The organism is Xanthomonas sp. BRIP62415, from assembly GCF_003993515.1.
GTDB classification, from domain to species: Bacteria; Pseudomonadota; Gammaproteobacteria; order Xanthomonadales; family Xanthomonadaceae; genus Xanthomonas; species Xanthomonas euroxanthea.
Genome location: NZ_QEZH01000006.1, coordinates 283,756 through 304,530 on the forward strand (window position 1 = coordinate 283,756; position 20,775 = coordinate 304,530).

The following is a 20,775-nucleotide window of genomic DNA, read 5'->3' on the forward strand; positions in this document are numbered from 1 at the left end:
ACAGCAGTGCAAAAACAGCGGCCAGCAGCAGTCATGGCTGTTTCCATCGGCGCAGTGAACCTGCGGCTAGGGCCAGGCGCTACCCGGAGAGAGGATCAGTGCGCACTGCCGGCCGTCTGATCAAAGGCCTTGCAACCCACGCGCAATCCGCGCCACCGCCTGCTCCAGCCGCGGCAGGCTTTGCGTATAGGCGATGCGCACGTGCTGGTTGGCGCGGTGGACGCCGAAGTCGATGCCGGGGGTGAAGGCGACATGCTCGGTTTCCAGGAAGTGCGCGCAGAAGGCCTGGGCATCGTCCGAGAATGCGCTGATGTCGGCGTAGAGGTAGAACGCGCCCTGCGGTTCGACGGCGATGTCGAAGCCGAGCTGGCGTAGCGCCGGCAGCAGATAGTCGCGGCGTTGCCGGAACTCGGCGCGGCGGGCTTCGAAGATGGCGATGCTCTCGGGCGTGAAGCAGGCAAGCGCGGCGTGCTGGGCGATGGTGGAGGCGCTGATGTAGAGGTTCTGCGCGAGTTTTTCCAGCTCGGGCACCGCCGCCGGAGGGGCGATCAACCAGCCCAGGCGCCAGCCGGTCATGCCGAAGTACTTGGAGAAACTGTTCAGCACGAAGGCGCTGTCGTCCACTTCCAGCACGCTGTGCGCGTCCATGCCATAGGTCAGGCCGTGGTAGATCTCGTCCACCACCAGATGCCCGCCACGTGCATGCAGCGCCTGCGACAGGCCGGCCAGTTGCGCGCGCGACAGCACGCTGCCGGTGGGGTTTGCGGGCGAGGCGACCAGTGCGCCGACGCTGCCGGCGTTCCAGCAGGCCTCGACCAGGCCAGGCGTCAGTTGGTAATCGGTGTCTGCGCCGACCGGCACCAATTGCGCGGCGCCTTCGACCAGGCGCAGGAAGTGCCGGTTGCACGGATAGCCGGGGTCGGCGAGCAGCCAGTGTTTGTCCGGGTCGACCAGCAGGCTGCTGGCCAGCAGCAATGCACCGGAGCCGCCCGGCGTGACCAGGATCCGTTCCGGGTCGAGATCACAGCCATAACGCTGCGCATAGAAGCCGGCGATGGCGGCACGCAGCGCGGGCAGGCCACGTGCAGCGGTGTAGCGGGTGTGTCCCGCCGCCAGTGCGGCCTGTCCGGCCGCGACGATCGGTGCGGCGGTGGTGAAGTCCGGCTCGCCGATCTCCAGGTGGATCACATCGTGGCCGGCCTGTTCCAGCGCATTGGCGCGCGCCAGCAGCGCCATCACATGAAACGGGGCGATGTCCTGGCTGCGGCGGCTGTAACCGGAGAAGTGCGGAGGCGTGGTATCCATCGCCATGATGGTAGACCAGCGGCGGCACGGGATTTGTTACTGCGCGGGAAAGCGCGCTACCAGCCCCCTGGCACATGACGCTGCGCGCCGGTCTCTTCTACACTCGGGCGCTGGGATGGCATTGCGTTCATCCAACGGACCCCAATCTGATGAAGCCTGTCCTCTCTTTTCTGATCGCCAGCCTGATGACCACATCTGTTCCTTCCGCCCTCGCAGCTCTGCCATCGCCGCCGGACGTGGCCAAGCGTCCGCATGTGGTCAAGGCCCCGTTCGGTGCCACCCGTGATGACGACTATTACTGGTTGCGCGACGACAAGCGTGAGGACAAGGCGATGCTGGCCTATCTCAATGCCGAGAACGCCTACACCGACACGGTGATGGCGCCGCTCAAGCCGCTGGAAGACACGCTGTACACCGAGATCGTCGGGCGCATCAAGCAGGACGACGCCAGCGTGCCGTATCGCGAGCGTGGCTACTGGTATTACACACGCTTCGAGGCCGGCAAGGACTACCCGATCCAGGCGCGCCGCAAGGGCAGCATGGAGGCGCCGGAACAGATCCTGCTCGACGTCAACCAGATGGCGCAGGGCAAGGGGTACTTCAGCGTCGGCGATGCGGAGGTCAGCCAGGACAATCGCATCCTGGCCTGGGCCGACGATGCGGTGGGCCGCCGCCAGTACACGATCCGCTTCAAGAACCTGGACACCGGCGAGATCTATCCGGACACGGTAGAAGGCGTCTCGCCCAACGTGGTCTGGGCCGACGACAACAAGACCCTGTTCTATGTCGAAAACGATCCGGAAACGCTGCTCACCGTGCGCGTGAAGAAGCACGTGCTGGGCACGCCCGCCAAGGACGACGTGCTGGTCTACGAGGAGAAGGACGACAGCTTCTACATGGGCATCGGCCGTACCCGCGACGACAAGTACATCACCATCGGCGTGGAAAGCACGGTGTCGTCGGAGACGCGTTACGCGCCGGCCGACAATCCGGAGCGGTTCACGCTGCTGGCCAAGCGCCAGCGCGATGTCGAATATCACCCCGAGCATTTCGACGGCCGCTGGGTGATCCGCACCAATGCCGATGGTGCCAAGAATTTCAAGCTGGTGACCGCACCTACCGACGCGACCACGCGCAAGCAGTGGACCGACTGGGTGGCGCACGATGACAAGGTCTACATCGAGAATTTCGAGCTGTTCGATGGCTTCACCGCGGTTGAGGAGCGCTCCGGCGGCCTGGAACGCGTGCGCCTGCTCAAGCGCGACGGCAGCCAGGAGTACGTCAAGGCCGATGAGCCTGCGTATTCGATGGGCTTGGCGATCAATTCCGAGCCGGACACCGCATGGTTGCGTTACAGCTACACCTCACTGACCACGCCGGCCACGACGTACGAACTCAATACGCAGACCGGCGAGCGCAAGTTGCTCAAGCAGCAGCCGGTGATCGGTTACGACGCCGGCAAGTACGTCACCGAGCGCGTCTGGGTGACCGCGCGCGACGGCGTCAAGGTGCCGGTGTCGCTGGTGTACAAGCAGGGCTTCAAGAAGGACGGCAGTGCGGCGTTGTTCCAGTACGCCTACGGCAGCTACGGCATGTCGATGGACCCGGCCTTCAACCTGCCGGCGATCAGCCTGCTGGACCGTGGCGTGGTGTATGCCATCGCGCACATCCGCGGCGGCCAGGAAATGGGCCGCCAGTGGTACGACGACGGCAAGCTGCTGCACAAGAAGAACACCTTCACCGATTTCATCGACGTCACCCGCGGCCTGGTGGAACAGGGCTATGCCGCCAAGGATCGCGTCGCCGCCTCCGGCGGCAGCGCCGGTGGATTGCTGATGGGCGCGGTGGCCAACATGGCCCCGCAGGACTACCGCGTGATGGTGGCGCAGGTGCCGTTCGTCGATGTGGTCACCACCATGCTCGATGCCAGCATCCCGCTGACCACCAACGAATACGACGAGTGGGGCAACCCGGAAAAGAAGACCTATTACGACTACATGCTGTCCTACTCCCCGTACGACAACGTGACCAGGCAGGCCTATCCGGCCTTGTTCGTCGGCACCGGCCTGTGGGATTCGCAGGTGCAGTACTGGGAGCCCGCCAAGTGGGTGGCCAAGCTGCGCGACGACAACACCGGCACCCAGCCGATCGTCTTCCGCACCAACATGGAAGCCGGCCATGGCGGCAAGTCAGGTCGTTTCCGCCGCTACCGCGAGCTCGCCGAGTCGTATGCGTTTGTGCTGGAGCAGCTTGGGGTCAGGTAGTTGAGGGGCGGGGATTGGGGAGTCGGGAGTTGGGATTGGTAAGAGCAGGTGGCAGGGTCTAACGCCAACTCCCGGGCCACCTCAACGCTCACTGGCCGTATCATTTACCCATGACGCGACCGACTCGATTCCGCTGGGCCTGGTGGTTGCTGGCCTACGCCAGCCTGGCGACCGGCATCGTCGGTATCTTCGTGCCCGGCCTGCCGACGACCGTGTTCATCCTGATTTCCGCCTGGGCCGCCTCGCACGGCTCCGAGCGCCTGCACACCTGGCTGCTCTCGCACCCGCGCTTCGGCCCGGCGATCGTCGAGTGGCAGACCTATCGTGCAGTCAGCCGCAAGGCCAAGTGGATGGCCACGCTCACCATGAGCGTGTGCGCCGCCATCATGCTGTGGTGCGTGCCGGTGTTCTGGGTCAAGTGCGTGTCGATCGGCAGCATGGCGGTGGTGGCGATCTGGTTGTGGCTGCGCCCCGAGCCGCCACCGCGCGCGATCTCCGCGCCGCGCTGAGCACACGTCAGTCAGGGTGTTCTGGCTATACTTCGACGCATGAGCCTTCTGTCCCGACCATCCGTTCGCCTCGCACTGGTTGGTGCGACCTTTGTCCTGCTTGCCGCCTGCGGCAACAAGGGCCCGCTGGTGATGCCGCAGAAGCCGGTGCCGGTGGAAGCCCAGCCCGTGCCGCAGCCGCCGGACGCGCCGCAACCACTGGACGAGTCGAACCCGGCACCTGCGCCGGTGAACACCGATCCGCAGCCCGCGCCCACCACCGACCAGCCCGCTAGCAGCGGCAATGAGCGCTGACGGTCGCAGCGGGCGCCTGCGTTTCACCAAGATGCATGGCGCCGGCAACGATTTCGTGGTGCTGGACCTGCGCGACGGCACGCCGCCGCCGGATGCCGTGCTGGCTGCACATCTGGCCGACCGCCATTTCGGCGTGGGCTGCGACCAGATCCTGACCATCGAGCCTCCGCGCAGCAGCGAGGCGGTGGCCGCTTACGGCATCTGGAATTCCGACGGCACGGCCGCGCGCCAATGCGGCAACGGCGCGCGTTGCGTGGCGGCCTGGCTGGTGCGCGACGGCACTGCGCAGGGCGATGATTTCGTCATCGATAGCCCGTTCACCTCCCACCGCGTGCAACGTCTGGACCCCGGCACCTACGCGGTGGCGATGGGCGTGCCGCAATTCGAGCCCACACAGATCCCGCTGGCCGGCTTTGCGCGCGCGCGCGAGGAATACGCGCTGCCGGTGCATGGCGAAACCGTGCGCTTTGGCGCGGTGTCGATGGGCAATCCGCATGCGGTACTGGAAGTGGGGCGGGTGGATGCGGCGCCAGTGGAGCGCGTCGGTGCCTCGCTGCAGCAGAACGCCGCGTTCCCCGATTCGGTCAACGTCGGCTTCGTGCAGGTTGTCGACCCCACGCACGTGCGCCTGCGCGTGTTCGAGCGCGGTGTCGGCGAAACCCTGGCCTGCGGCAGCGGCGCATGCGCGGCGGCGGTGGTGCTGATGCAGCGTGGCCGTGTCGAGCGCGACGTGCAGGTGTCCTTGCCCGGTGGCGAACTGCGCATCCGCTGGGATGGCGATCAACAGCAGGTGGTGATGTCCGGTCCGGCCGTGTTCGTCTTCGATGGAGAGTGGAACTGATGAGCGAGAACACGGACAAATTCGGCGCGCACGACGTGGCAACCTGGTTGCGGCGCCATCCGACCTTCCTCAAGCAGTTCCCGGACCTGGCGGTGAGCCTGCTGGTGCCGCGCGACGACGGCCCGACCGCGTCGCTGGCCACCTACCAGCTGGAAGTACTGCGCGACAAGAATCGCGAGCTGTCGCGGCGCCTGCACGAGCTTGGCCACAACGCGCAGGACAACGAGCGCCTGGCTGTACGCACGCATCAACTGACCCTGGCGCTGATGCGGCAGACCAGCGCGGCCGACACGCTCAAGGCAATGGCCGCCTCGCTGGCGGAGGATTTCAACGGCGAACTGGTACGGCTGGTGTTGCTCAAGCCGGTTGCCGGCCTGGAGGCCGACTGGCTGCAGGTCATTGCCGCCGATGATGCGCGGCTTGCCCCGTTCCGCGATTGCCTGGGCGACGGCGAGCCGATCTGCGGCCGCCTGCAGACGGAAAAACATGCGCTGCTGTATGCCGGCCAGGCCGCCGACGTGCAATCCACCGCGCTGCTGCCGTTGCCCGGCATCGGCCTGATTGCGGTCGGCAGCAGCGACGCCAACCGCTTCTATCCCGGCATGGGCACCTTGTTCCTGCGCATGATGGGCGAGTCCTTGAGCGTGGCGTTGCAGCGCTTCGATACATGATGCGTGGCGCGGGCTGCGCCGATGCGTGCCGCCTGCGCTGGATGGCGGCGCCGATGACGTGGCAACGAGGAGTCTGAGGTGGCGTCGGTCGACGATTTCCTGGCGTATCTGCAGGTCGAGCGGCAGGTGTCTGCGCATACGCTGGATGCCTACCGGCGCGATCTCGCCGCGTTGGTGGGGTGGGCCGGCGAACAGGCCATCGACGATGTTGCGCAGCTGGAGAGCGCGCAGTTGCGGCAATTCGTCGCGGCCGAGCACCGGCGCGGGTTGTCGCCCAAGAGCCTGCAGCGCCGTCTGTCGGCATGCCGCAGTTACTACGCCTGGTTGCTCAGGCATGGCCGCATTGCCGCCAGTCCTGCCGCGGCGCTGCGTGCGCCCAAGGCGCCACGCAAGTTGCCGCAGGTGCTGGATGCCGACGAGGCGGTGCGTCTGGTCGAGGTGCCGACCGATGCGCCGTTGGGCCTGCGCGATCGCGCCTTGCTGGAGCTGTTCTATTCGTCCGGGCTTCGCCTGAGCGAGCTTTGCGCGCTGCGCTGGCGTGATCTGGATCTGGACAGCGGGTTGGTGATGGTGCTCGGCAAGGGCGGCAAGCAGCGCCTGGTGCCGGTAGGCTCGCATGCGATCGGCGCCTTGCGCCAATGGCTGCGCGACAGCGGCGGGCGTGCCGACACGCATGTATTCCCCGGCCGCGCCGGCGGAGCCATTTCGCAACGCGCAGTGCAGATCCGCATCAAGCAACTGGCGGTACGCCAGGGCATGTTCAAGGACGTGCATCCGCATATGCTGCGGCACAGTTTTGCCAGCCACATCCTCGAATCCTCCGGCGACCTGCGTGGCGTGCAGGAGTTGCTTGGGCATTCGGATATCGCCACCACCCAGATCTACACGCATCTGGATTTCCAGCATCTGGCCAAGGTCTACGACGCCGCGCATCCGCGGGCAAAGCGCAAGAAAGCCGCCGAGTAAGCGGGATGCAGCGCCTGACGTTGCGATGCCTTGTGCGCAGCGCAAGGATCTGCCGATTGCGTGATGGACAGCCACAGGCAGTTGATGCACGTCGCCGACCGACCACCGCAGCTATCGCCGCGCTCACGCCTCTCTGCCGGTGCGAGAGGGGCTTGACCGCACTCAGGTGCTGCCATGTCCGAAGGCGGCGAGCAGGGCCGGCACGCGTACGTCACGCTGCGCTTCCGCCTCTGGAAGATCGTCATGACCTCGTTTCGTTTGACCGGGCTCGATCCGGCCCTGTTCGCCCATCTGCACGGACTCGATGACGTTGCGTTGACCAGCCACCACGCAATACGTGTGATCGCCGATGCCGATCACGGATTTCCGTGCCGTGTCAGCCTGCAGGATGCGCGCGCAGGTGAGCAGTTGCTGCTGCTGCCGTATCTGCATCAGGCTGCCGACTCGCCCTACCGCGCGAGCGGGCCGATCTTTGTGCGTGCCGCAGCGGTGCCCGCACGGCTGGAGCCCGGTGCGGTGCCGGCTGCGATCCAATCGCGGCTGATCTCGCTGCGCGCCTACGATCATCGCCATCATCTGGTGAACGCCGAGGTGTGTGCAGGCGACCAGGTCGCAGCGTGGTTGCACGCGTGCCTGGACGATACTCAGATCGCCTACGTGCACCTGCATCACGCCCGTCAGGGCTGTTACGCGTGCCGCGCCGATCGCGTTGCGGGGACTGAGCGTGATTGAAATCCTCGCCCAGCACCCCGGCGTGTGGCGAGGGTAGGCACGGGCGATGGATCGGCCGATGGCAGGCCGGATGTCGTGTAAACCGCGGCCCATCTGCCCGAAGCAGGCCTGCGGGCGTTGAGGCGCGCCAAAGGTGCCGGCGGCGGTCAAGGACGCACGCTGTCGCGCGCGTACGCGCACTCCCCCTAGATGCGGCGCATGGTCGCAGCGCGCTTGAACCCGGCAGGGGCGTCCCCACCTCATGGGAAACCCCCGGAGGACCCATGGATCCCAGCCAGAATCCCAACATCGTTCACGCCACCACCATCATCTCGGTTCGGCGTGGCGGGCATGTCGCCGTCGCCGGCGATGGCCAGGTCACCCTCGGCCACACCGTCATGAAGGGCAATGCGCGCAAGGTGCGCCGGCTCGGCCGCGAAGGGCAGGTGCTGGCCGGTTTTGCCGGTGCCGCCGCCGATGCGTTCACCCTGTTCGAGCTGTTCGAAGCCAAGCTCGACAAGCATGGGCAACTGACCCGTGCCGCTGTGGAGCTGGCCAAGGACTGGCGCACCGAGCGCCGCCTGGGCAAGCTCGAGGCGCTGCTTGCGGTCGCCGATAAAGAAACCTCGTTGATCATCAGCGGTACCGGCGATGTGATCGAACCGGAAGACGGCATCATCGCCATCGGTTCGGGTGGCTCGTACGCCTTGTCGGCCGCTCGCGCGCTGCTGGCGCACACCGAGCTCGATGCCAAGACCATCGCCACCGAAGCGATCAATATCGCCGGCGATATCTGTATCTATACCAATCGCAATGTGGTGGTCGAGGAGCTGTGAATCGGGAGTGGGGAATCGGGAGTCGCAACAGCGGTTTCGGTTCCACCCCGACGACAGAGGCTCTTGATTTCGCGCTTGCGATTCCCCTTTCCCCATTCTCGATTCCCCAATGCCAAATCCCGATAGCTCAACCATGACTCCGCGCGAAATCGTGCAGGAGCTCGACCGTCATATCGTCGGCCAGCACGATGCCAAGCGTGCGGTTGCCATCGCGCTGCGTAATCGCTGGCGCCGCATGCAGCTGCCCGAAGAGCTGCGCAACGAGGTGATGCCCAAGAACATCCTGATGATCGGCCCGACCGGCGTCGGCAAGACCGAGATCGCACGCCGCCTGGCCACGTTGGCCAATGCGCCGTTCGTCAAGGTCGAAGCCACGCGCTTTACCGAAGTCGGCTATGTCGGCAAGGATGTGGAGCAGATCATCCGCGATCTGGCCGATACCTCGGTCAAGCTGTATCGCGAACAGGCCAAGGTGCGCGTGCGCAACCAGGCCGAAGAGCGCGCCGAAGATCGCATCCTGGACGCGCTGCTGCCGCGCCGTGCGGCCGGGATCGGCTTCGATCCGGAAGCAGCACGTAACGAGCCCTCGTCGCAGGACAACGACACCCGCATCAAGTTCCGCCGCATGCTGCGCAGTGGCGAACTGGACGAGCGCGAGATCGAGCTGGAAGTAGCGGTCAATGCCAGCATGGACATCATGACCCCGCCGGGCATGGAAGAAATGGGCCAGCAGTTGCGGCAGATGTTTTCCAACCTGGGCAGCGGCAAGTCGCAAAAGCGCAAGCTCACCATCAAGGCCGCGCGTCCGCTGCTGATCGAAGAAGAAGCCGGCAAGCTGGTCAACGAAGACGATGTGCGCACCGCGGCGATCGAGGCCTGCGAGCAGCACGGCATCGTGTTCATCGACGAGATCGACAAGGTGGCCAAGCGTGGCGAGGCCGGCTCCAATGGCGGCGATGTCAGCCGCGAGGGCGTGCAGCGCGATCTGCTGCCGCTGGTGGAAGGCTCCAATGTGTCGACCAAGTACGGCACGGTCAAGACCGACCATATCCTGTTCATCGCCTCCGGTGCATTCCACCTGGCCAAGCCCAGCGATCTGATTCCCGAATTGCAGGGCCGTTTTCCGATCCGCGTCGAGTTGACCGCGCTGACCAAGGCCGATTTCGTGCGCATCCTCACCGAGCCCAAGGCGGCGTTGATCAAGCAGTACGAGGCCCTGCTGCAGACCGAGGGCGTGCGGCTGACCTTCGGCGCCGATGCGGTGGAGCGCCTGGCCGAGATTGCCGCACAGGTCAACGAGCGGCAGGAAAACATCGGCGCGCGCCGCCTGCACACGGTGCTGGAGCGTCTGCTCGATGTGCTGAGCTACGAGGCACCGGACCGTGACGGGCAAAGCGTCACTGTCGATGCGGCCTATGTCGATGCGCAGCTCGGCGAGCTGGTGCAGGATCCGGACCTGAGCCGCTACATCCTCTGATCGCAGCGCACCTGCGCGCAGATGCGCAATGCAATGCGCGTATGGCGTCTGCCGTGAAATGCAGTGCAAGCGCGGCAGGAACGCATCACAGGACGATGCAAGCTGGCCGCATGCTGGCAGATGCAGTCAAAAGCCGAGTCGGTGGAGGGCGCGATGCCCTCACCGCTTGCGGGACACGCCGTGAACCCATCCCTGGGGGCTCGGTGGCGGCATCCATGCCGCCACACGGTCCCGCAACCGGCGAGGGCACCGCACCAGACAATTGGTCGGCGCTCATTTAAAAAGCTGTCTGTTGTGCGGTGTGCATCAGACCTGTAGCCGATGCTTCAATGATCGAACAAGGCGCATCCAGCACCGCTCCATCATGCGCACCGACCAACTCGATAGGTCCTTGCCCGCCCATCGTCGCGGGACCTTACGCGGCATGGATGCCGCGTAAGAGCCTACAAGGACGTACTTGCGGCGTGTCCCGCGATGGTGGGCGGGCAAGGGCCCTGCAGCCAGGTTGCAGATCACTCCCTGCAGCCAGGTTGCAGATCACTCCCTGCAGCCAGGTTGCAGATCACACCCTGCAACGAAGGCGCAGATCATCGGCTCTGCAACTGGCCCTCACCTTGGCAGTCGCCTGCACTGCACAGCCAACCTGCTAAATCCGGCAAACCGCTCAGTCCTCGCCGATATCCTCGTTCCATACGTCGGGGTTGGCGGCGATATAGCCGCCCAGCAGGTCGATGCATTCCTGGCTCTGCAGGTCGATGACAGTGACGCCATGCTCGCGCAGCCAGGACACCCCGCCCTGGAAGGTGACCGACTCGCCGACCACCACGGTGCCGATATTGAACTGGCGCACCAGTCCGCTGCAGTACCAGCAGGGCGCCAGCGTGGTGACCATGATGGTGTCCTTGTAGCGGCGCTGACGGCCGGCCTTGCGGAAGGCATCGGTTTCGCCATGCACGGAAGGATCGTTTTCCTGCACGCGGCGGTTGTGACCACAGCCGAGCAGGCGCCCGTCGTTGTGGTACAGCGCCGCGCCGATCGGGATGCCGCCTTCGGCCAGGCCCTGGCGGGCTTCGGCAATGGCGGTGTCGAGCAGGGCGCGGTAGTCGGGGGTGGTGATCATGCAGGCTCCTGGGTGGCGGCGTCGGCGCGACGCAGCATGTCGATGTGGGGAATGCCGTCTTCCAGATAGGGGGCGGACGAGGGCGTGAAACCATGTGCGGCGTAGAACGCCTGCAGGTGCGCTTGCGCGCCGAGTTGCACGGCGCTGGCAGGCCAGTGTTGCTGCACCACGCGCAAGCCTTCGCGGAGCAGTGCATGGGCAAAGCCGTGACCACGCTGCGCGGCGGCAATCACCACCCGGCCGATGCTCGGCTCGAGATAGCTCACGCCGGGCGGCAAGACGCGCAGATAGGCAGCCAATGCATCATCATCATCGGTGCTGCCGAGCAGATGCAGCACACCCGGCAGGCTGTCCTTGCCATCCAGCTCCGGATACGCGCATTGCTGCTCCACCACGAACACGTCCGAGCGCAGCCGCAGCAGCGCGTACAGCTGCGTGGTGCTCAGTTGGTCGAAGCGCAGGCACTGCCAGTGCAGCGAGGGTGGGGGCAGGGACGACATCAGCGCATGATAGCGGCTGTGTCGCCTCAGTCGACCGCGCTGCCGGTATCGATCGCCACCACCACCGACATGCCCGGGCGCAGCCGCGGTGCCAGCGGCTGGTCGGGATCGACGCTGATGCGCAGCGGAATGCGCTGGGCGATCTTGACGAAGTTGCCGGTGGCATTGTCGGCCGGCAGTACGCTGAATTCCGAGCCGGCGGCCGGGGAGATGTCCTGCACGCGCCCGTGCAGGCGCGCATTGTCCAGCGCATCCACGGTGAAGCTGGCGCGCTGCCCGATGCGGATCTTCGCCATCTGGGTTTCCTTGAAATTGGCCACGATCCACAGCGTGTCCGGCACCAGCGCCATCAGCTGCGTGCCATTGGTGACGTAGGCGCCCTGGCGTACGCCGAGCTGGCCCAGCTGGCCATCGCGCGGGGCAAGGATGCGGGTGTTGTCCAGATTGATCTGCGCCAATTGCACCGCCGCCTGCGCGTTGGCCACTGCCGCTTCCAGCGCGGCGCGATTGACGGTGACGCTGCGTGCGTTTTCTTCGGCGGCCTGCACCGCGGCACGTGCCTGTGCCACGCCGGCATCGGCCTGCGCCCGTGCGGCGAAGGCGGTGTCGCGGTCCTGTTCGGAGACCAGTTTCCGGTCGGCCAGCTGCTGCGCGCGCGCATAGGCCGAACGGGTGCGGTCGCGCTGGGCCTGGTTGCTGCTCAGTGCGGCACGTTGTTCGGCGATGGTGGCAGCGGCGCTATGCCGCTGCTGGTCCCAGTTGGACAGGTTGGCCTGCGCGGTCTGCAATTGCGCCCTGGCCTGCTCGAGCTGCTGGGCGTAGATGCGGTCGTCGATTTTGGCCAGCAATTGGCCGTGTTTGACGTGCGCGAAGTCCTGCACCGGCACCTCGGTGACGTAGCCGCTGACCTGCGGTGCGATCACCGTGATCTGGCCATGCACCATCGCATTCTCGGTGCGCTCGACGGCGCTGACGAAGGGCGGCAACCGCCATGCATACAGCACCAGTGCGACGCCGAGCAGGGCAAGCCCGCCAAAGCCGATCACGCCACCGATACGACGACGTCTGCGACGTTGCCGATCGGCAGCAGAGGTTGAATCTGCAGGTGTATTCATGGGCGTGGACTGGAAGCCGGAGAAGGGGGCGAAGCGGGTGGGCGCAGATAACGCCGCCACACCAGCACGGACAGGATCCACAGCCCGGTGGCGATGGCGATGCAGCCGATCAACAGGAACACGTCGTTATAGGCGAGCACGTTGGCCTCGCGCGTGGCCACGCTGCCCAGGGCGCGGACGCCCTGGGCCTGGCGCAGGGCCGGGTCGCCGATGCTGCGGCCGTACAGGGTGGCATAGGCCTGCACGCGTGCGGCCACTTGCGGGTCGGTCAATGTCAGATGCTCGACCAGCTGGCTGGAATGGTATTTCTCGCGTACGACCTGCACGGTGCCGAGCAGCGCGCTGCCGAGCAGGCCGCCCATGTTCTGTGCCATGCCGAACAGCACGATGAAGCTGATCAGGTTGGCCGGCTGTGCAATGACCCGGCCCAGCCCGGCCACCATCGCCGGGCCGATGAAGAAGGTGCTGCCAAAGGCGAGCAGGAACTGGCTGAGGTACATCTGCTCCGGGCGGGTGAGGCTGGTGGCATTGGCATCCATGAAGCAACCGATGCAGATTGCCGCCACCGCGATGATCAGGTGCTCGGCCACGCGCGCCGGATTGATCAGCCACGCGCTGGCGGCCACACCGACCACCGCGCCCAGCAACATCAGCACGAACAGGGTCTGCAACTGCGTGTTGGCCAGCCCCAGGGTCTGGAAGAAGCCGATCGCGCCGGTGCTCTGCTCGGACAGCACCAGCCGGATCAGCAGGATCGCCAGGCCCAGCCGCAGCATGTCGCCGCTGGCCAGCCAGCGCGTGTTGATCATCGGGTTGCGGCGGTTGTGCTCGATCCACGCCGCCGTGCACAGCAGCACGATGGAGGCCGCCAGCACCACGCCCAGCCAGGGCGTGCTGGTCCACCACAGCAGCCGCCCCAGCGACAGCACCGCCGCCAGGCCGGCCGCACCGGCCGCGAACAGGCTGAAGGTGAGGAAATCCAGCGGCTCGAACACGCGATAGCGATCGCTCGGCGGCAGCTTGAGCGCCAGCACGCAGGCCAGCGCGAACACCGCCAGGCCGAGTTCGAACAGGTACAGGCCCTGCCACTGCGCAAATTCCAGCAGATCGGTGGAGAACACCCGCGCCAATGGCAGCGCCAGCTGGGTCACCCCCAGCCCGGTCACCACTGCCTTGAGCCGGTACCGGGCCGGAAACGCCTGGATCACGTAATACAGCCCCAGCGAACTGAGCGCCGCGCCCACCAGTCCGTGCGCGGCACGCACGGTGATCGCCGAGCTCAGGCTGTGCACGAACAGGTGCGCGAAGGCGATGACCGCATACAACGCCAGGAAGATCTCGGTGAAGCGCCGCAGCCCGAACTGCTGGCGGAACTTCACCAGCAGCAGGTTGGCCGACATGTTGGTCATCACGTAGGCGGCCGGCAGCCAGGCCATTTCGGTGGCGTAGGCGCCCAGCGTGCCCTGCAGATAGGTCAGGTTGGCGGTGACCAGCGCATTGCTCAGCCCGCCGGTCAGCGCGACCACCACGCCCACCAGCCCGTACTGGATGCGGCGCCGGGTGGAATGCAGGGGCGTGGAGGCCGACCCGGGCAGGGTGGGCTTCTCGTGGGGCTGCCAGTCGCGCTGGACGTACTTGTCGTGCACGCAGGGCTCGCAGGGCCGGTCGCAGGGGAGACAGCGATTGTGGTCCGGTTGCGGTCATGGCGGCGTCAGCAGTGCGATAATCCGCCCATGAGCGAATCCCCCTATACCTCCGGTACCACCCATTTCGGCTTCCGCGATGTCGCTGCCAAGGACAAGCAGAAGCTGGTCGGCGAAGTGTTCACCTCGGTCGCGCGCAATTACGACCTGATGAACGATCTGATGAGTCTGGGCGTGCACCGCGCATGGAAACGCTACTTCGTGGCGACCGCGCAGGTGAAGCCGGGCGACCGTGTGCTGGATCTGGCCGGCGGCACCGGTGACATCGCCGTGCTGCTCAAGGAGCGCGTCGGCAACGAAGGCGCGGTGGTGCTGGGCGACATCAACGCCGGCATGTTGTCGGTGGGCCGCGACCGGCTGACCAACCGCGGCCTGGTGGCCGGCTTCGATTACGTGCAATGCAATGCCGAGGCGCTGCCGTTCCCGGATCAGAGCTTCGATCTGGTGACCATTTCCTTCGGCCTGCGCAATGTCACCGACAAGGACGCCGCGCTGCGCGAGATGTACCGCGTGTTGAAGGTGGGCGGGCAGGCGCGCGTGCTGGAATTTTCCGAAGTCACCGCCGACTGGTTCAAGCCGATCTACGATTTCCACTCGTTCAAGATCCTGCCCAGGCTGGGCCAGCTGTTCGCACGCGATGCCGACAGCTACCAGTACCTGGCCGAAAGCATCCGCAAGCACCCGCCGCAGGAATCGCTCAAGGGCATGATGGGCGAGGCCGGGTTCGCGCGTTGCCACTACAAGAATCTGACCGGCGGCATCGTGGCGATCCATTCCGGCTACAAGATCTGAACCGGATCCGACGCAGCGTGATCTGAGTGTCCGGTCCGGCGCGCAGCATGCGCCGGACACCGCACGCCGGGCATCGCACGGGCAGGCCATGCTCGTGTTCGCTTGCCGCACGATTGCAGTCTGCGCGTGTGCGTTTGCCGACAAACTTTTGAGACTCCCGTCGCGTCGGCTCCACCAACGGTCGGCGACACTAGGCGCTCTTTTGCCGGAGACGTGGATGCGCTTGTACGCAGGGTTGTCGCGCGTGTTTCCCCGCTCCTTCAGTGCCAAGCTGCTGGCGGTGACCTTTGTCGGCATCCACCTGCCGCTGCTGTTGTTGATCGCCTGGCTGGCCGCGCAGAGCGAGTTGAGCGGGCGCCCGCTGTGGTCGGTGGTGATCGTGGCGCTGCTGGCCACGCTGGCAGGCACCGCGGCCACCTTGTCGGCGCTGTATCGCCTGCTCGCACCGCTGCGCATCGCCGCCGACGCCCTGGATGCGTATTACGCCGACCAACGTCTGCCCAGCCTGCCCGAACATGGCGACGACGAGCTGGGGCGCTTGCTGCGCGGAATCAATCGCAGCCTGCGCGGCATCGACGCCGGCATGCGCGATCTGAAGAAGCATGCCTTGTTCGACCCGCTGACCGAGGCCTTGAACCGGCGCGGTTGCGAGCAGGCGATGCGCGATTCGGTCACCGCCGCACAACGCGAAGGCTGGCCGTTCGTGCTGTTCGTGCTGGACATGGACAACCTCAAGCCGATCAACGACCGCTTCGGCCACCTGGCCGGCGATCGCGTGCTGGTGCGGCTTGTGGAATCGGCGTACGGCTGGCTGGGCGCGCAGGACTGGATCGGGCGCTGGGGCGGCGACGAGTTCCTGATCGGTGTGCATGCCAGCGAGGACGACGCCACGCTCAAGCTCAATCAATGGCTGTCGATGCTCGAACGCGAGGATGCCGACGAGGCGCCGCTGCATGTGAGCGCCGGTAGCGCGGTGTGCGAGCGGGGCCTGGATGCCACTGAGCTGTATCGCCGCGCCGATGCGGCGATGTACCGCGCCAAGTTCTCCGGCGGCCGGCGCCTGGTGCGCGACGGGCATGACAGCCCGCGCAGCCATCCGGTGGTCTAGGCGCGATCCGGAGATCACCTGGCGGGCGGGCCGCAGGCTGCTGCGCACCGGCGGCATGCATCACGCTACCGCTGCGGCGGGCGCAGACGGTTCGCGCCGTACCAGGCAGCGACATGGGCGTGGTCTTTTGCCGCCGCAGCTTGACCGGCCGCCAGGTGCTCGCCTGGCGCCACACGGGCAGGCAAAGGCCCGTGGCGTTAAAATGCCCAATTCCCTCGCTGCGGTGCCGTCGATGCGCTTCCCGTTCCTGTCGCTGTCCCTGGCCGTGTCCATCGCGCTGGCCGGCTGTTCCAATGAGTCCACGCCGCCGGCCGCCAGCACCGCCGCGCCGGCCACCACTGCCAAGGCCCCCGTGAAAGCAGACGCCCGCAACCACGATGAAAGCTCCTACGCCCAGCCGCAGCTGGTGGTCATCAAGGATCTGGCGCTGGACCTGAAGCTGGACTTCGACAGCAAGCAGATCGGCGGCACGGCCACCTATACGCTGCAGTGGAAGGACAAGGCCGCCAAGCAACTGGTGCTGGACACGCGCGAGCTGAGCATCGCGCAGGTGCAGGCCGACGACGGCAAGGGCGGCCTGGCGCCGCTGCAGTTCGCGCTGGCGCCGGCCGACAAGACCTTCGGCAGCAAGCTCACCATCGAGGCGCCGACTCAGCCGGCCAAGGTCGTGATCACCTATCACACCGCACCGACCGCCTCCGGCCTGCAGTGGCTGGAGCCGTCGATGACCGAAGGCAAGCAGCTGCCTTTCATGTTCAGCCAGTCGCAGGCGATCCACGCACGCAGCTGGGTGCCGTTGCAGGACACCCCGAGCGTGCGCTTCACCTACAGCGCGCATGTGACCTCGCGCCCGGACGTGATGGTGCTGATGAGCGCCGACAACGACCCCAAGGCCGCGCGCGACGGCGATTACAGCTTCAAGATGCCCGAGCCGATTCCGTCCTATCTGCTGGCGATCGCCGCCGGCGATGTGGTGTTCAAGCCGATTTCCGCACGCTCGGGCGTGTGGGCCGAGCCGGCCATGGCCGACAAGGCCGCCAAGGAATTCGAAGACACCGAAAAGATGATCGGCGCCGCCGAAACGCTCTATGGCCCGTATCGCTGGGGCCGTTACGACATGCTGGTGCTGCCGCCGTCGTTCCCGTTCGGCGGCATGGAGAATCCGCGCCTGACCTTCGCCACGCCCACCGTGATCGTCGGCGACAAGTCGCTGGTCTCGCTGGTGGCCCACGAACTGGCGCATAGCTGGTCGGGCAACCTGGTGACCAATGCCAGCTGGAAGGACATCTGGCTCAACGAAGGCTTCACCACCTACGTGCAGGCGCGCATCACCGAGGCGCTGTATGGCGCGGAGATGGCCGAGATGGAGCGCGAGATCGACCAGGGCGATCTGCTGGCCGAAGTGAAGGACATGGCGCCGGCCGACCAGGCGCTGGCATTGCCGCCGCTGGCCGAGCGCGACCCCGACGAGGCCCTGAGCCAGGTGGCCTACGTCAAGGGTGCGTGGTTCCTGCAGTTCCTGGAGCAGCGCTTCGGGCGCGCGGTGTTCGACCCGTTCCTGCGCGGCTGGTTCGACGATCATGCGTTTCAGAGCGCCACCACCGACCAGTTCGTCGACTACCTCAACAAGAACCTGCTGGACAAGCATCCCAACACGGTCAGCGCGGCCGAGGTGGATGCGTGGCTGAAGCAGCCGGGCATCCCGGACTTCGCCACCAAGGCGCGCTCGCGCAGCTTCTCGATCGTGGACACCGCGCGCATCGCCTGGAGCGGCAGCGGCACGCTGCCGAGCAAGCAGGTCACCGGCGAATGGGGCACACAGGAGTGGGTGCACTTCCTCAGCGGCATGGGCGCCACGCTCAAGCCCGAGCAGCTCAAGCAGCTGGATGATGCCTACCACTTCACCGGCACCCCGAACGGCGAGATTGCCATGCGCTGGTACCCGCTGGCGATCCGCAGCGGCTACACCGATGCGCGCACCGCCGCCGGTGAGTTCATCGAACGCGTCGGCCGCCGCAAGCTGGTGCTGCCGATCTACACAGAACTGCTGAAGACCCCGGACGGCATCGCCTTTGCCGAACAGGCCTTCGAAAAGGCCAAGCCCGGCTACCACCCGATCACCACCGCGTCGGTGGCCGAGATGATCGCCAAGGCCAAGGCGGCACCGCCGGCGCAGCCGCAGCCGCAGCCGTAATGGCAGAGGAGGGCGGTGCAGACGCCCTCCGCCGCTTCCATCGCCGCATCGTGCCTGCAACCACCGCCGTAGGAGCGCACCCGGGCGCGACAGGGCTTTCCCGGTGAAACCCGATCGCGCCCAGGTGCGCTCCTACGATGCGGGGTGGCTGATCGCGGGTGGTGCGGCAGGCCGGTATCGTTGCCGCTGCCGTCCATGCCTTCCGGAACCGACGATGCAGTCGCGCCGTGGTGCATGCCCGCCCGCCGCTTCCATCGCCGCATCGTGCCTGCAACCACCGCCGTAGGAGCGCACCCGGGCGCGACAGGGCTTTCCCGGTGAAACCCGATCGCGCCCAGGTGCGCTCCTACGATGCGGGTTGGCTGATCGCGGGTGGTGCGGCAGGCCGGTATCGTTGCCGCTGCCGTCCATGCCTTCCGGAACCGACGATGCAGTCGCGCCGTGGTGCATGCCCGCCCGCCGCTTCCATCGCCGCATCGTGCCTGCAATCACCGCCGTAGGAGCGCACCCGGGCGCGACGGGGCTCCACCGGGAAAGCCCGTCGCGCCCGGGTGCGCTCCTACGCTTTGCGGCGGTTGATCGCGGGGCATGCGGGCAGGCTGGTATCGTTGCCGCTGCTTTTCATGCATTCCGGAGTCGACGATGAAGTATCTGCTGAGTGCGGCCTTGTGCGTCGCTGCAGTGAGTGGCTGTACTGATCGCGAGGCGCAACGCCAGGCGCAGGAAACCGCGCAGGCGCAAGCCAAGGAACACGATGCCGACGCACTCGCCAAGCAATACGACGAGGCAGTGAAGGCCGAAAACTGGGACATGGCGCGTGCGCATGGCGCCGCGGTGCTGGAAGGGTTTCCGGGCACGGCGGCGGCCACACGCATCGAGCCCGGTTATGCCGACATCAAGGCCAAGGGCGAACAGGCGCGCGAACTGCGCCGCATGCAGGCGTTGTGGCAGTACTCGCAAGTGCCGGCCAAGGGCGGCACGCAGCGCTCGGCGATGATCGATGCCAAGAGCCGCGTGGATGTCGACGGCAGCGGCCCCAAGCCGGTGAGCCTGGTATTTCGCGATCACCCGCAGTGGAAGCGCCACAGCTATCTCGTGCTCAAGGCCGGCGACTTCAACTGCTATCGCGGCTGCAAGGTGCAGGTCTCGGCCGATGGTGGCGCACCACGCGCGATGGCCGCGCACCGCCCCGATACCGACGAAGCGATCGCGATGTTCATCGACGACGACAAGGCGCTGTGGACGCTGGTGCGCAACGCCAAGCGCATCAGCATCGCGTTCCCGGTGAAGGCCGGCGGCACGCGCACCGCAGAGTTCGACGTGGGCGGCCTGGAGACCACCCAGATGCCGGGCTGGAAGTAGGCACGACCGCCGGCTGCCTGACACCAGGCGCGCGCTCGGTGTACGGCATCGGCATGCACTGCTGGTCCATTGAGGTGAATGCGCCAGGTGTGCATTCACCTGGCGACGGCTTGCGGTATCGCGTCAACCATCTCTCGAGTGTTTGCACGTATGGACGGTAGGACCATCCCACAAATAACTCCCGCACTCTCCACCTACCGCCATTGGGTGTTCGACATGGACGGCACGCTGACCGAAGCCGTGCATGATTTCGCGTTGATCCGGCGCACGTTGGAGATCCCGCCCGAGGCGGACATCCTGCATCACCTGGCAGCGCTGCCGGCCGAGCAGGCCGCAGCCAAGCATGCGTGGTTGCTCGCGCACGAGCGCGAACTCGCGCAGGCCGCACAGCCGGCACCCGGTGCAGTGGCATTGGTGCGCGCGTTGCAGGCCGCCGGCTGCCGGCTGGGCATGCTGACCCGCAACGCGCGCGCGTTGGCGCAGGTAACGTTGCAGGCGATCGGCCTGCACGATGCGTTTGCCTGGGACGACATCGTCGGCCGCGATGAAGCCGCTCCCAAACCCGCACCCGACGGCCTGCAGTACTTCGCACGACGCTGGTCGGTGGAGGGCGCGGCCCTGGTCATGGTCGGCGACCACCACAACGACCTGGCCTGCGGTCGTGCAGCCGGCGCCCGCACCGTGCTGGTCAACACGCCCGGCGATCCGTGGCCCGGCCTTGCCGACTGGCGATTGCAGGATTGCACGCAGTTGCTGGCGCAGTGGAACCGCTAGCGTGAGGGTTGGCGAGTAGGCCAGGCGCGCGGAAGGATGGATCGCGACGTGTGACTGGCCGCGTGTCGCTGGAGGTTGCTTGCGATCAGGACATCGTCATCGCATTGGACCCCGTCATCGCATTGGAAGAGTGGCATGCGCCCGAGAGGCGTGGACGCTGCTGAATCCTGCAACGCGTCATCGGCAAGCCGGACACCACACGGGCTGTCTGCGCCGTCAACGCATCCACCCGT

Annotated in this window: 19 protein-coding genes; 14 read left to right on the forward strand and 5 right to left on the reverse strand. The window is 66.3% G+C overall.

Annotated features, from left to right (window positions below; all coding sequences use genetic code 11):
• Window positions 1-120 precede the first annotated feature (120 nt).
• Entirely contained in the window at window positions 121-1,305 is a 1,185-nt protein-coding gene (locus EO141_RS01525) for a pyridoxal phosphate-dependent aminotransferase (RefSeq protein WP_104583828.1), read from the reverse strand.
• Between the two features lie 149 nt (window positions 1,306-1,454).
• Here EO141_RS01525 and EO141_RS01535 point away from each other — a divergent pair, with 149 nt between their 5' ends.
• From EO141_RS01535 to hslU, 9 genes are all read left to right on the forward strand, one after another.
• A complete protein-coding gene (locus EO141_RS01535) occupies window positions 1,455-3,569 on the forward strand; it encodes a S9 family peptidase (protein ID WP_164739001.1) in 2,115 nt (704 codons plus the stop codon).
• 110 nt (window positions 3,570-3,679) lie between these two features.
• On the forward strand, window positions 3,680-4,078 hold the full coding sequence (locus EO141_RS01540) for a YbaN family protein (RefSeq protein ID WP_104583749.1): 399 nt from the start codon (window positions 3,680-3,682) through the stop codon (window positions 4,076-4,078).
• Window positions 4,079-4,117: 39 nt separating this feature from the next.
• Window positions 4,118-4,372, forward strand: a complete 255-nt coding sequence (locus tag EO141_RS01545) for a lipoprotein (protein WP_104583750.1) — start codon at window positions 4,118-4,120, stop codon at window positions 4,370-4,372.
• A complete protein-coding gene (gene dapF / locus EO141_RS01550; RefSeq protein WP_127168345.1) occupies window positions 4,362-5,213 on the forward strand; it encodes a diaminopimelate epimerase in 852 nt (283 codons plus the stop codon). The genes EO141_RS01545 and dapF overlap by 11 nt, the downstream gene beginning before the upstream one ends.
• On the forward strand, window positions 5,213-5,884 hold the full coding sequence (locus EO141_RS01555; RefSeq protein ID WP_164739002.1) for a DUF484 family protein: 672 nt from the start codon (window positions 5,213-5,215) through the stop codon (window positions 5,882-5,884). Before dapF ends, EO141_RS01555 begins: the two co-directional genes overlap by 1 nt.
• 78 nt (window positions 5,885-5,962) lie before the next feature.
• The gene (xerC, locus tag EO141_RS01560; protein WP_104649238.1) at window positions 5,963-6,850 is read left to right on the forward strand and encodes a tyrosine recombinase XerC; all 888 of its coding nucleotides are present in this window, start codon (window positions 5,963-5,965) and stop codon (window positions 6,848-6,850) included.
• A 174-nt stretch (window positions 6,851-7,024) separates the two neighbouring features.
• Window positions 7,025-7,582, forward strand: a complete 558-nt coding sequence (locus tag EO141_RS01565) for a DUF1203 domain-containing protein (RefSeq protein ID WP_241236606.1) — start codon at window positions 7,025-7,027, stop codon at window positions 7,580-7,582.
• Between the two features lie 263 nt (window positions 7,583-7,845).
• Complete coding sequence (gene hslV, locus EO141_RS01570) at window positions 7,846-8,397, forward strand: ATP-dependent protease subunit HslV (RefSeq protein ID WP_005997221.1); 552 nt, start codon at window positions 7,846-7,848, stop codon at window positions 8,395-8,397.
• A 109-nt stretch (window positions 8,398-8,506) separates the two neighbouring features.
• Window positions 8,507-9,874, forward strand: a complete 1,368-nt coding sequence (gene hslU, locus EO141_RS01575; RefSeq protein WP_119129549.1) for an ATP-dependent protease ATPase subunit HslU — start codon at window positions 8,507-8,509, stop codon at window positions 9,872-9,874.
• A gap of 664 nt (window positions 9,875-10,538) precedes the next feature.
• Here the strand turns inward: hslU and EO141_RS01585 are convergent.
• Genes EO141_RS01585 through EO141_RS01600 form a run of 4 tightly spaced genes read right to left on the reverse strand, consistent with a single transcriptional unit; the run spans window position 10,539 to window position 14,255 of the window.
• Entirely contained in the window at window positions 10,539-10,994 is a 456-nt protein-coding gene (locus tag EO141_RS01585) for a nucleoside deaminase (protein WP_047126085.1), read from the reverse strand.
• Complete coding sequence (locus EO141_RS01590; RefSeq protein ID WP_119130663.1) at window positions 10,991-11,494, reverse strand: GNAT family N-acetyltransferase; 504 nt, start codon at window positions 11,492-11,494, stop codon at window positions 10,991-10,993. The genes EO141_RS01585 and EO141_RS01590 overlap by 4 nt, the downstream gene beginning before the upstream one ends.
• A gap of 26 nt (window positions 11,495-11,520) precedes the next feature.
• Window positions 11,521-12,609: an HlyD family secretion protein gene (locus EO141_RS01595; protein ID WP_127168346.1), complete on the reverse strand. Its 1,089-nt coding sequence runs from the start codon at window positions 12,607-12,609 to the stop codon at window positions 11,521-11,523.
• A complete protein-coding gene (locus EO141_RS01600; protein WP_127168347.1) occupies window positions 12,606-14,255 on the reverse strand; it encodes an MFS transporter in 1,650 nt (549 codons plus the stop codon). Before EO141_RS01600 ends, EO141_RS01595 begins: the two co-directional genes overlap by 4 nt.
• An 87-nt stretch (window positions 14,256-14,342) precedes the next feature.
• Between EO141_RS01600 and ubiE the strand changes: the two genes are divergently transcribed.
• The 5 genes from ubiE to EO141_RS01625 all read left to right on the forward strand — a co-directional run bounded on the left by ubiE (window position 14,343) and on the right by EO141_RS01625 (window position 20,542).
• The gene (gene ubiE, locus EO141_RS01605) at window positions 14,343-15,104 is read left to right on the forward strand and encodes a bifunctional demethylmenaquinone methyltransferase/2-methoxy-6-polyprenyl-1,4-benzoquinol methylase UbiE (RefSeq protein ID WP_016903622.1); all 762 of its coding nucleotides are present in this window, start codon (window positions 14,343-14,345) and stop codon (window positions 15,102-15,104) included.
• Window positions 15,105-15,321: 217 nt separating this feature from the next.
• The gene (locus EO141_RS01610; RefSeq protein WP_024940237.1) at window positions 15,322-16,212 is read left to right on the forward strand and encodes a GGDEF domain-containing protein; all 891 of its coding nucleotides are present in this window, start codon (window positions 15,322-15,324) and stop codon (window positions 16,210-16,212) included.
• Window positions 16,213-16,444: 232 nt separating this feature from the next.
• On the forward strand, window positions 16,445-18,406 hold the full coding sequence (locus EO141_RS01615) for a M1 family metallopeptidase (RefSeq protein ID WP_206514770.1): 1,962 nt from the start codon (window positions 16,445-16,447) through the stop codon (window positions 18,404-18,406).
• Between the two features lie 642 nt (window positions 18,407-19,048).
• Complete coding sequence (locus EO141_RS01620; RefSeq protein ID WP_126942873.1) at window positions 19,049-19,768, forward strand: hypothetical protein; 720 nt, start codon at window positions 19,049-19,051, stop codon at window positions 19,766-19,768.
• Between the two features lie 150 nt (window positions 19,769-19,918).
• Window positions 19,919-20,542 (forward strand): HAD family hydrolase, encoded by a 624-nt coding sequence (locus EO141_RS01625; RefSeq protein WP_115675990.1) that lies wholly within the window; start codon window positions 19,919-19,921, stop codon window positions 20,540-20,542.
• Window positions 20,543-20,775 lie beyond the last annotated feature (233 nt).

Bases quoted from the DNA above. Each gene is read 5' to 3' on its own strand.
- EO141_RS01620 (WP_126942873.1), top strand. From the start codon at position 19,049: ATGAAGTATCTGCTGAGTGCGGCCTTGTGCGTCGCTGCAGTGAGTGGC.
- EO141_RS01595 (WP_127168346.1), bottom strand. From the start codon at position 12,609: ATGAATACACCTGCAGATTCAACCTCTGCTGCCGATCGGCAACGTCGC.
- EO141_RS01555 (WP_164739002.1), top strand. From the start codon at position 5,213: ATGAGCGAGAACACGGACAAATTCGGCGCGCACGACGTGGCAACCTGG.
- EO141_RS01525 (WP_104583828.1), bottom strand. From the start codon at position 1,305: ATGGATACCACGCCTCCGCACTTCTCCGGTTACAGCCGCCGCAGCCAG.
- EO141_RS01540 (WP_104583749.1), top strand. From the start codon at position 3,680: ATGACGCGACCGACTCGATTCCGCTGGGCCTGGTGGTTGCTGGCCTAC.
- EO141_RS01615 (WP_206514770.1), top strand. From the start codon at position 16,445: ATGCGCTTCCCGTTCCTGTCGCTGTCCCTGGCCGTGTCCATCGCGCTG.
- ubiE (WP_016903622.1), top strand. From the start codon at position 14,343: ATGAGCGAATCCCCCTATACCTCCGGTACCACCCATTTCGGCTTCCGC.
- EO141_RS01585 (WP_047126085.1), bottom strand. From the start codon at position 10,994: ATGATCACCACCCCCGACTACCGCGCCCTGCTCGACACCGCCATTGCC.
- hslU (WP_119129549.1), top strand. From the start codon at position 8,507: ATGCCAAATCCCGATAGCTCAACCATGACTCCGCGCGAAATCGTGCAG.
- EO141_RS01625 (WP_115675990.1), top strand. From the start codon at position 19,919: ATGGACGGTAGGACCATCCCACAAATAACTCCCGCACTCTCCACCTAC.
- dapF (WP_127168345.1), top strand. From the start codon at position 4,362: ATGAGCGCTGACGGTCGCAGCGGGCGCCTGCGTTTCACCAAGATGCAT.
- EO141_RS01535 (WP_164739001.1), top strand. From the start codon at position 1,455: ATGAAGCCTGTCCTCTCTTTTCTGATCGCCAGCCTGATGACCACATCT.
- EO141_RS01565 (WP_241236606.1), top strand. From the start codon at position 7,025: ATGTCCGAAGGCGGCGAGCAGGGCCGGCACGCGTACGTCACGCTGCGC.
- hslV (WP_005997221.1), top strand. From the start codon at position 7,846: ATGGATCCCAGCCAGAATCCCAACATCGTTCACGCCACCACCATCATC.
- EO141_RS01545 (WP_104583750.1), top strand. From the start codon at position 4,118: ATGAGCCTTCTGTCCCGACCATCCGTTCGCCTCGCACTGGTTGGTGCG.
- EO141_RS01590 (WP_119130663.1), bottom strand. From the start codon at position 11,494: ATGTCGTCCCTGCCCCCACCCTCGCTGCACTGGCAGTGCCTGCGCTTC.
- EO141_RS01610 (WP_024940237.1), top strand. From the start codon at position 15,322: ATGCGCTTGTACGCAGGGTTGTCGCGCGTGTTTCCCCGCTCCTTCAGT.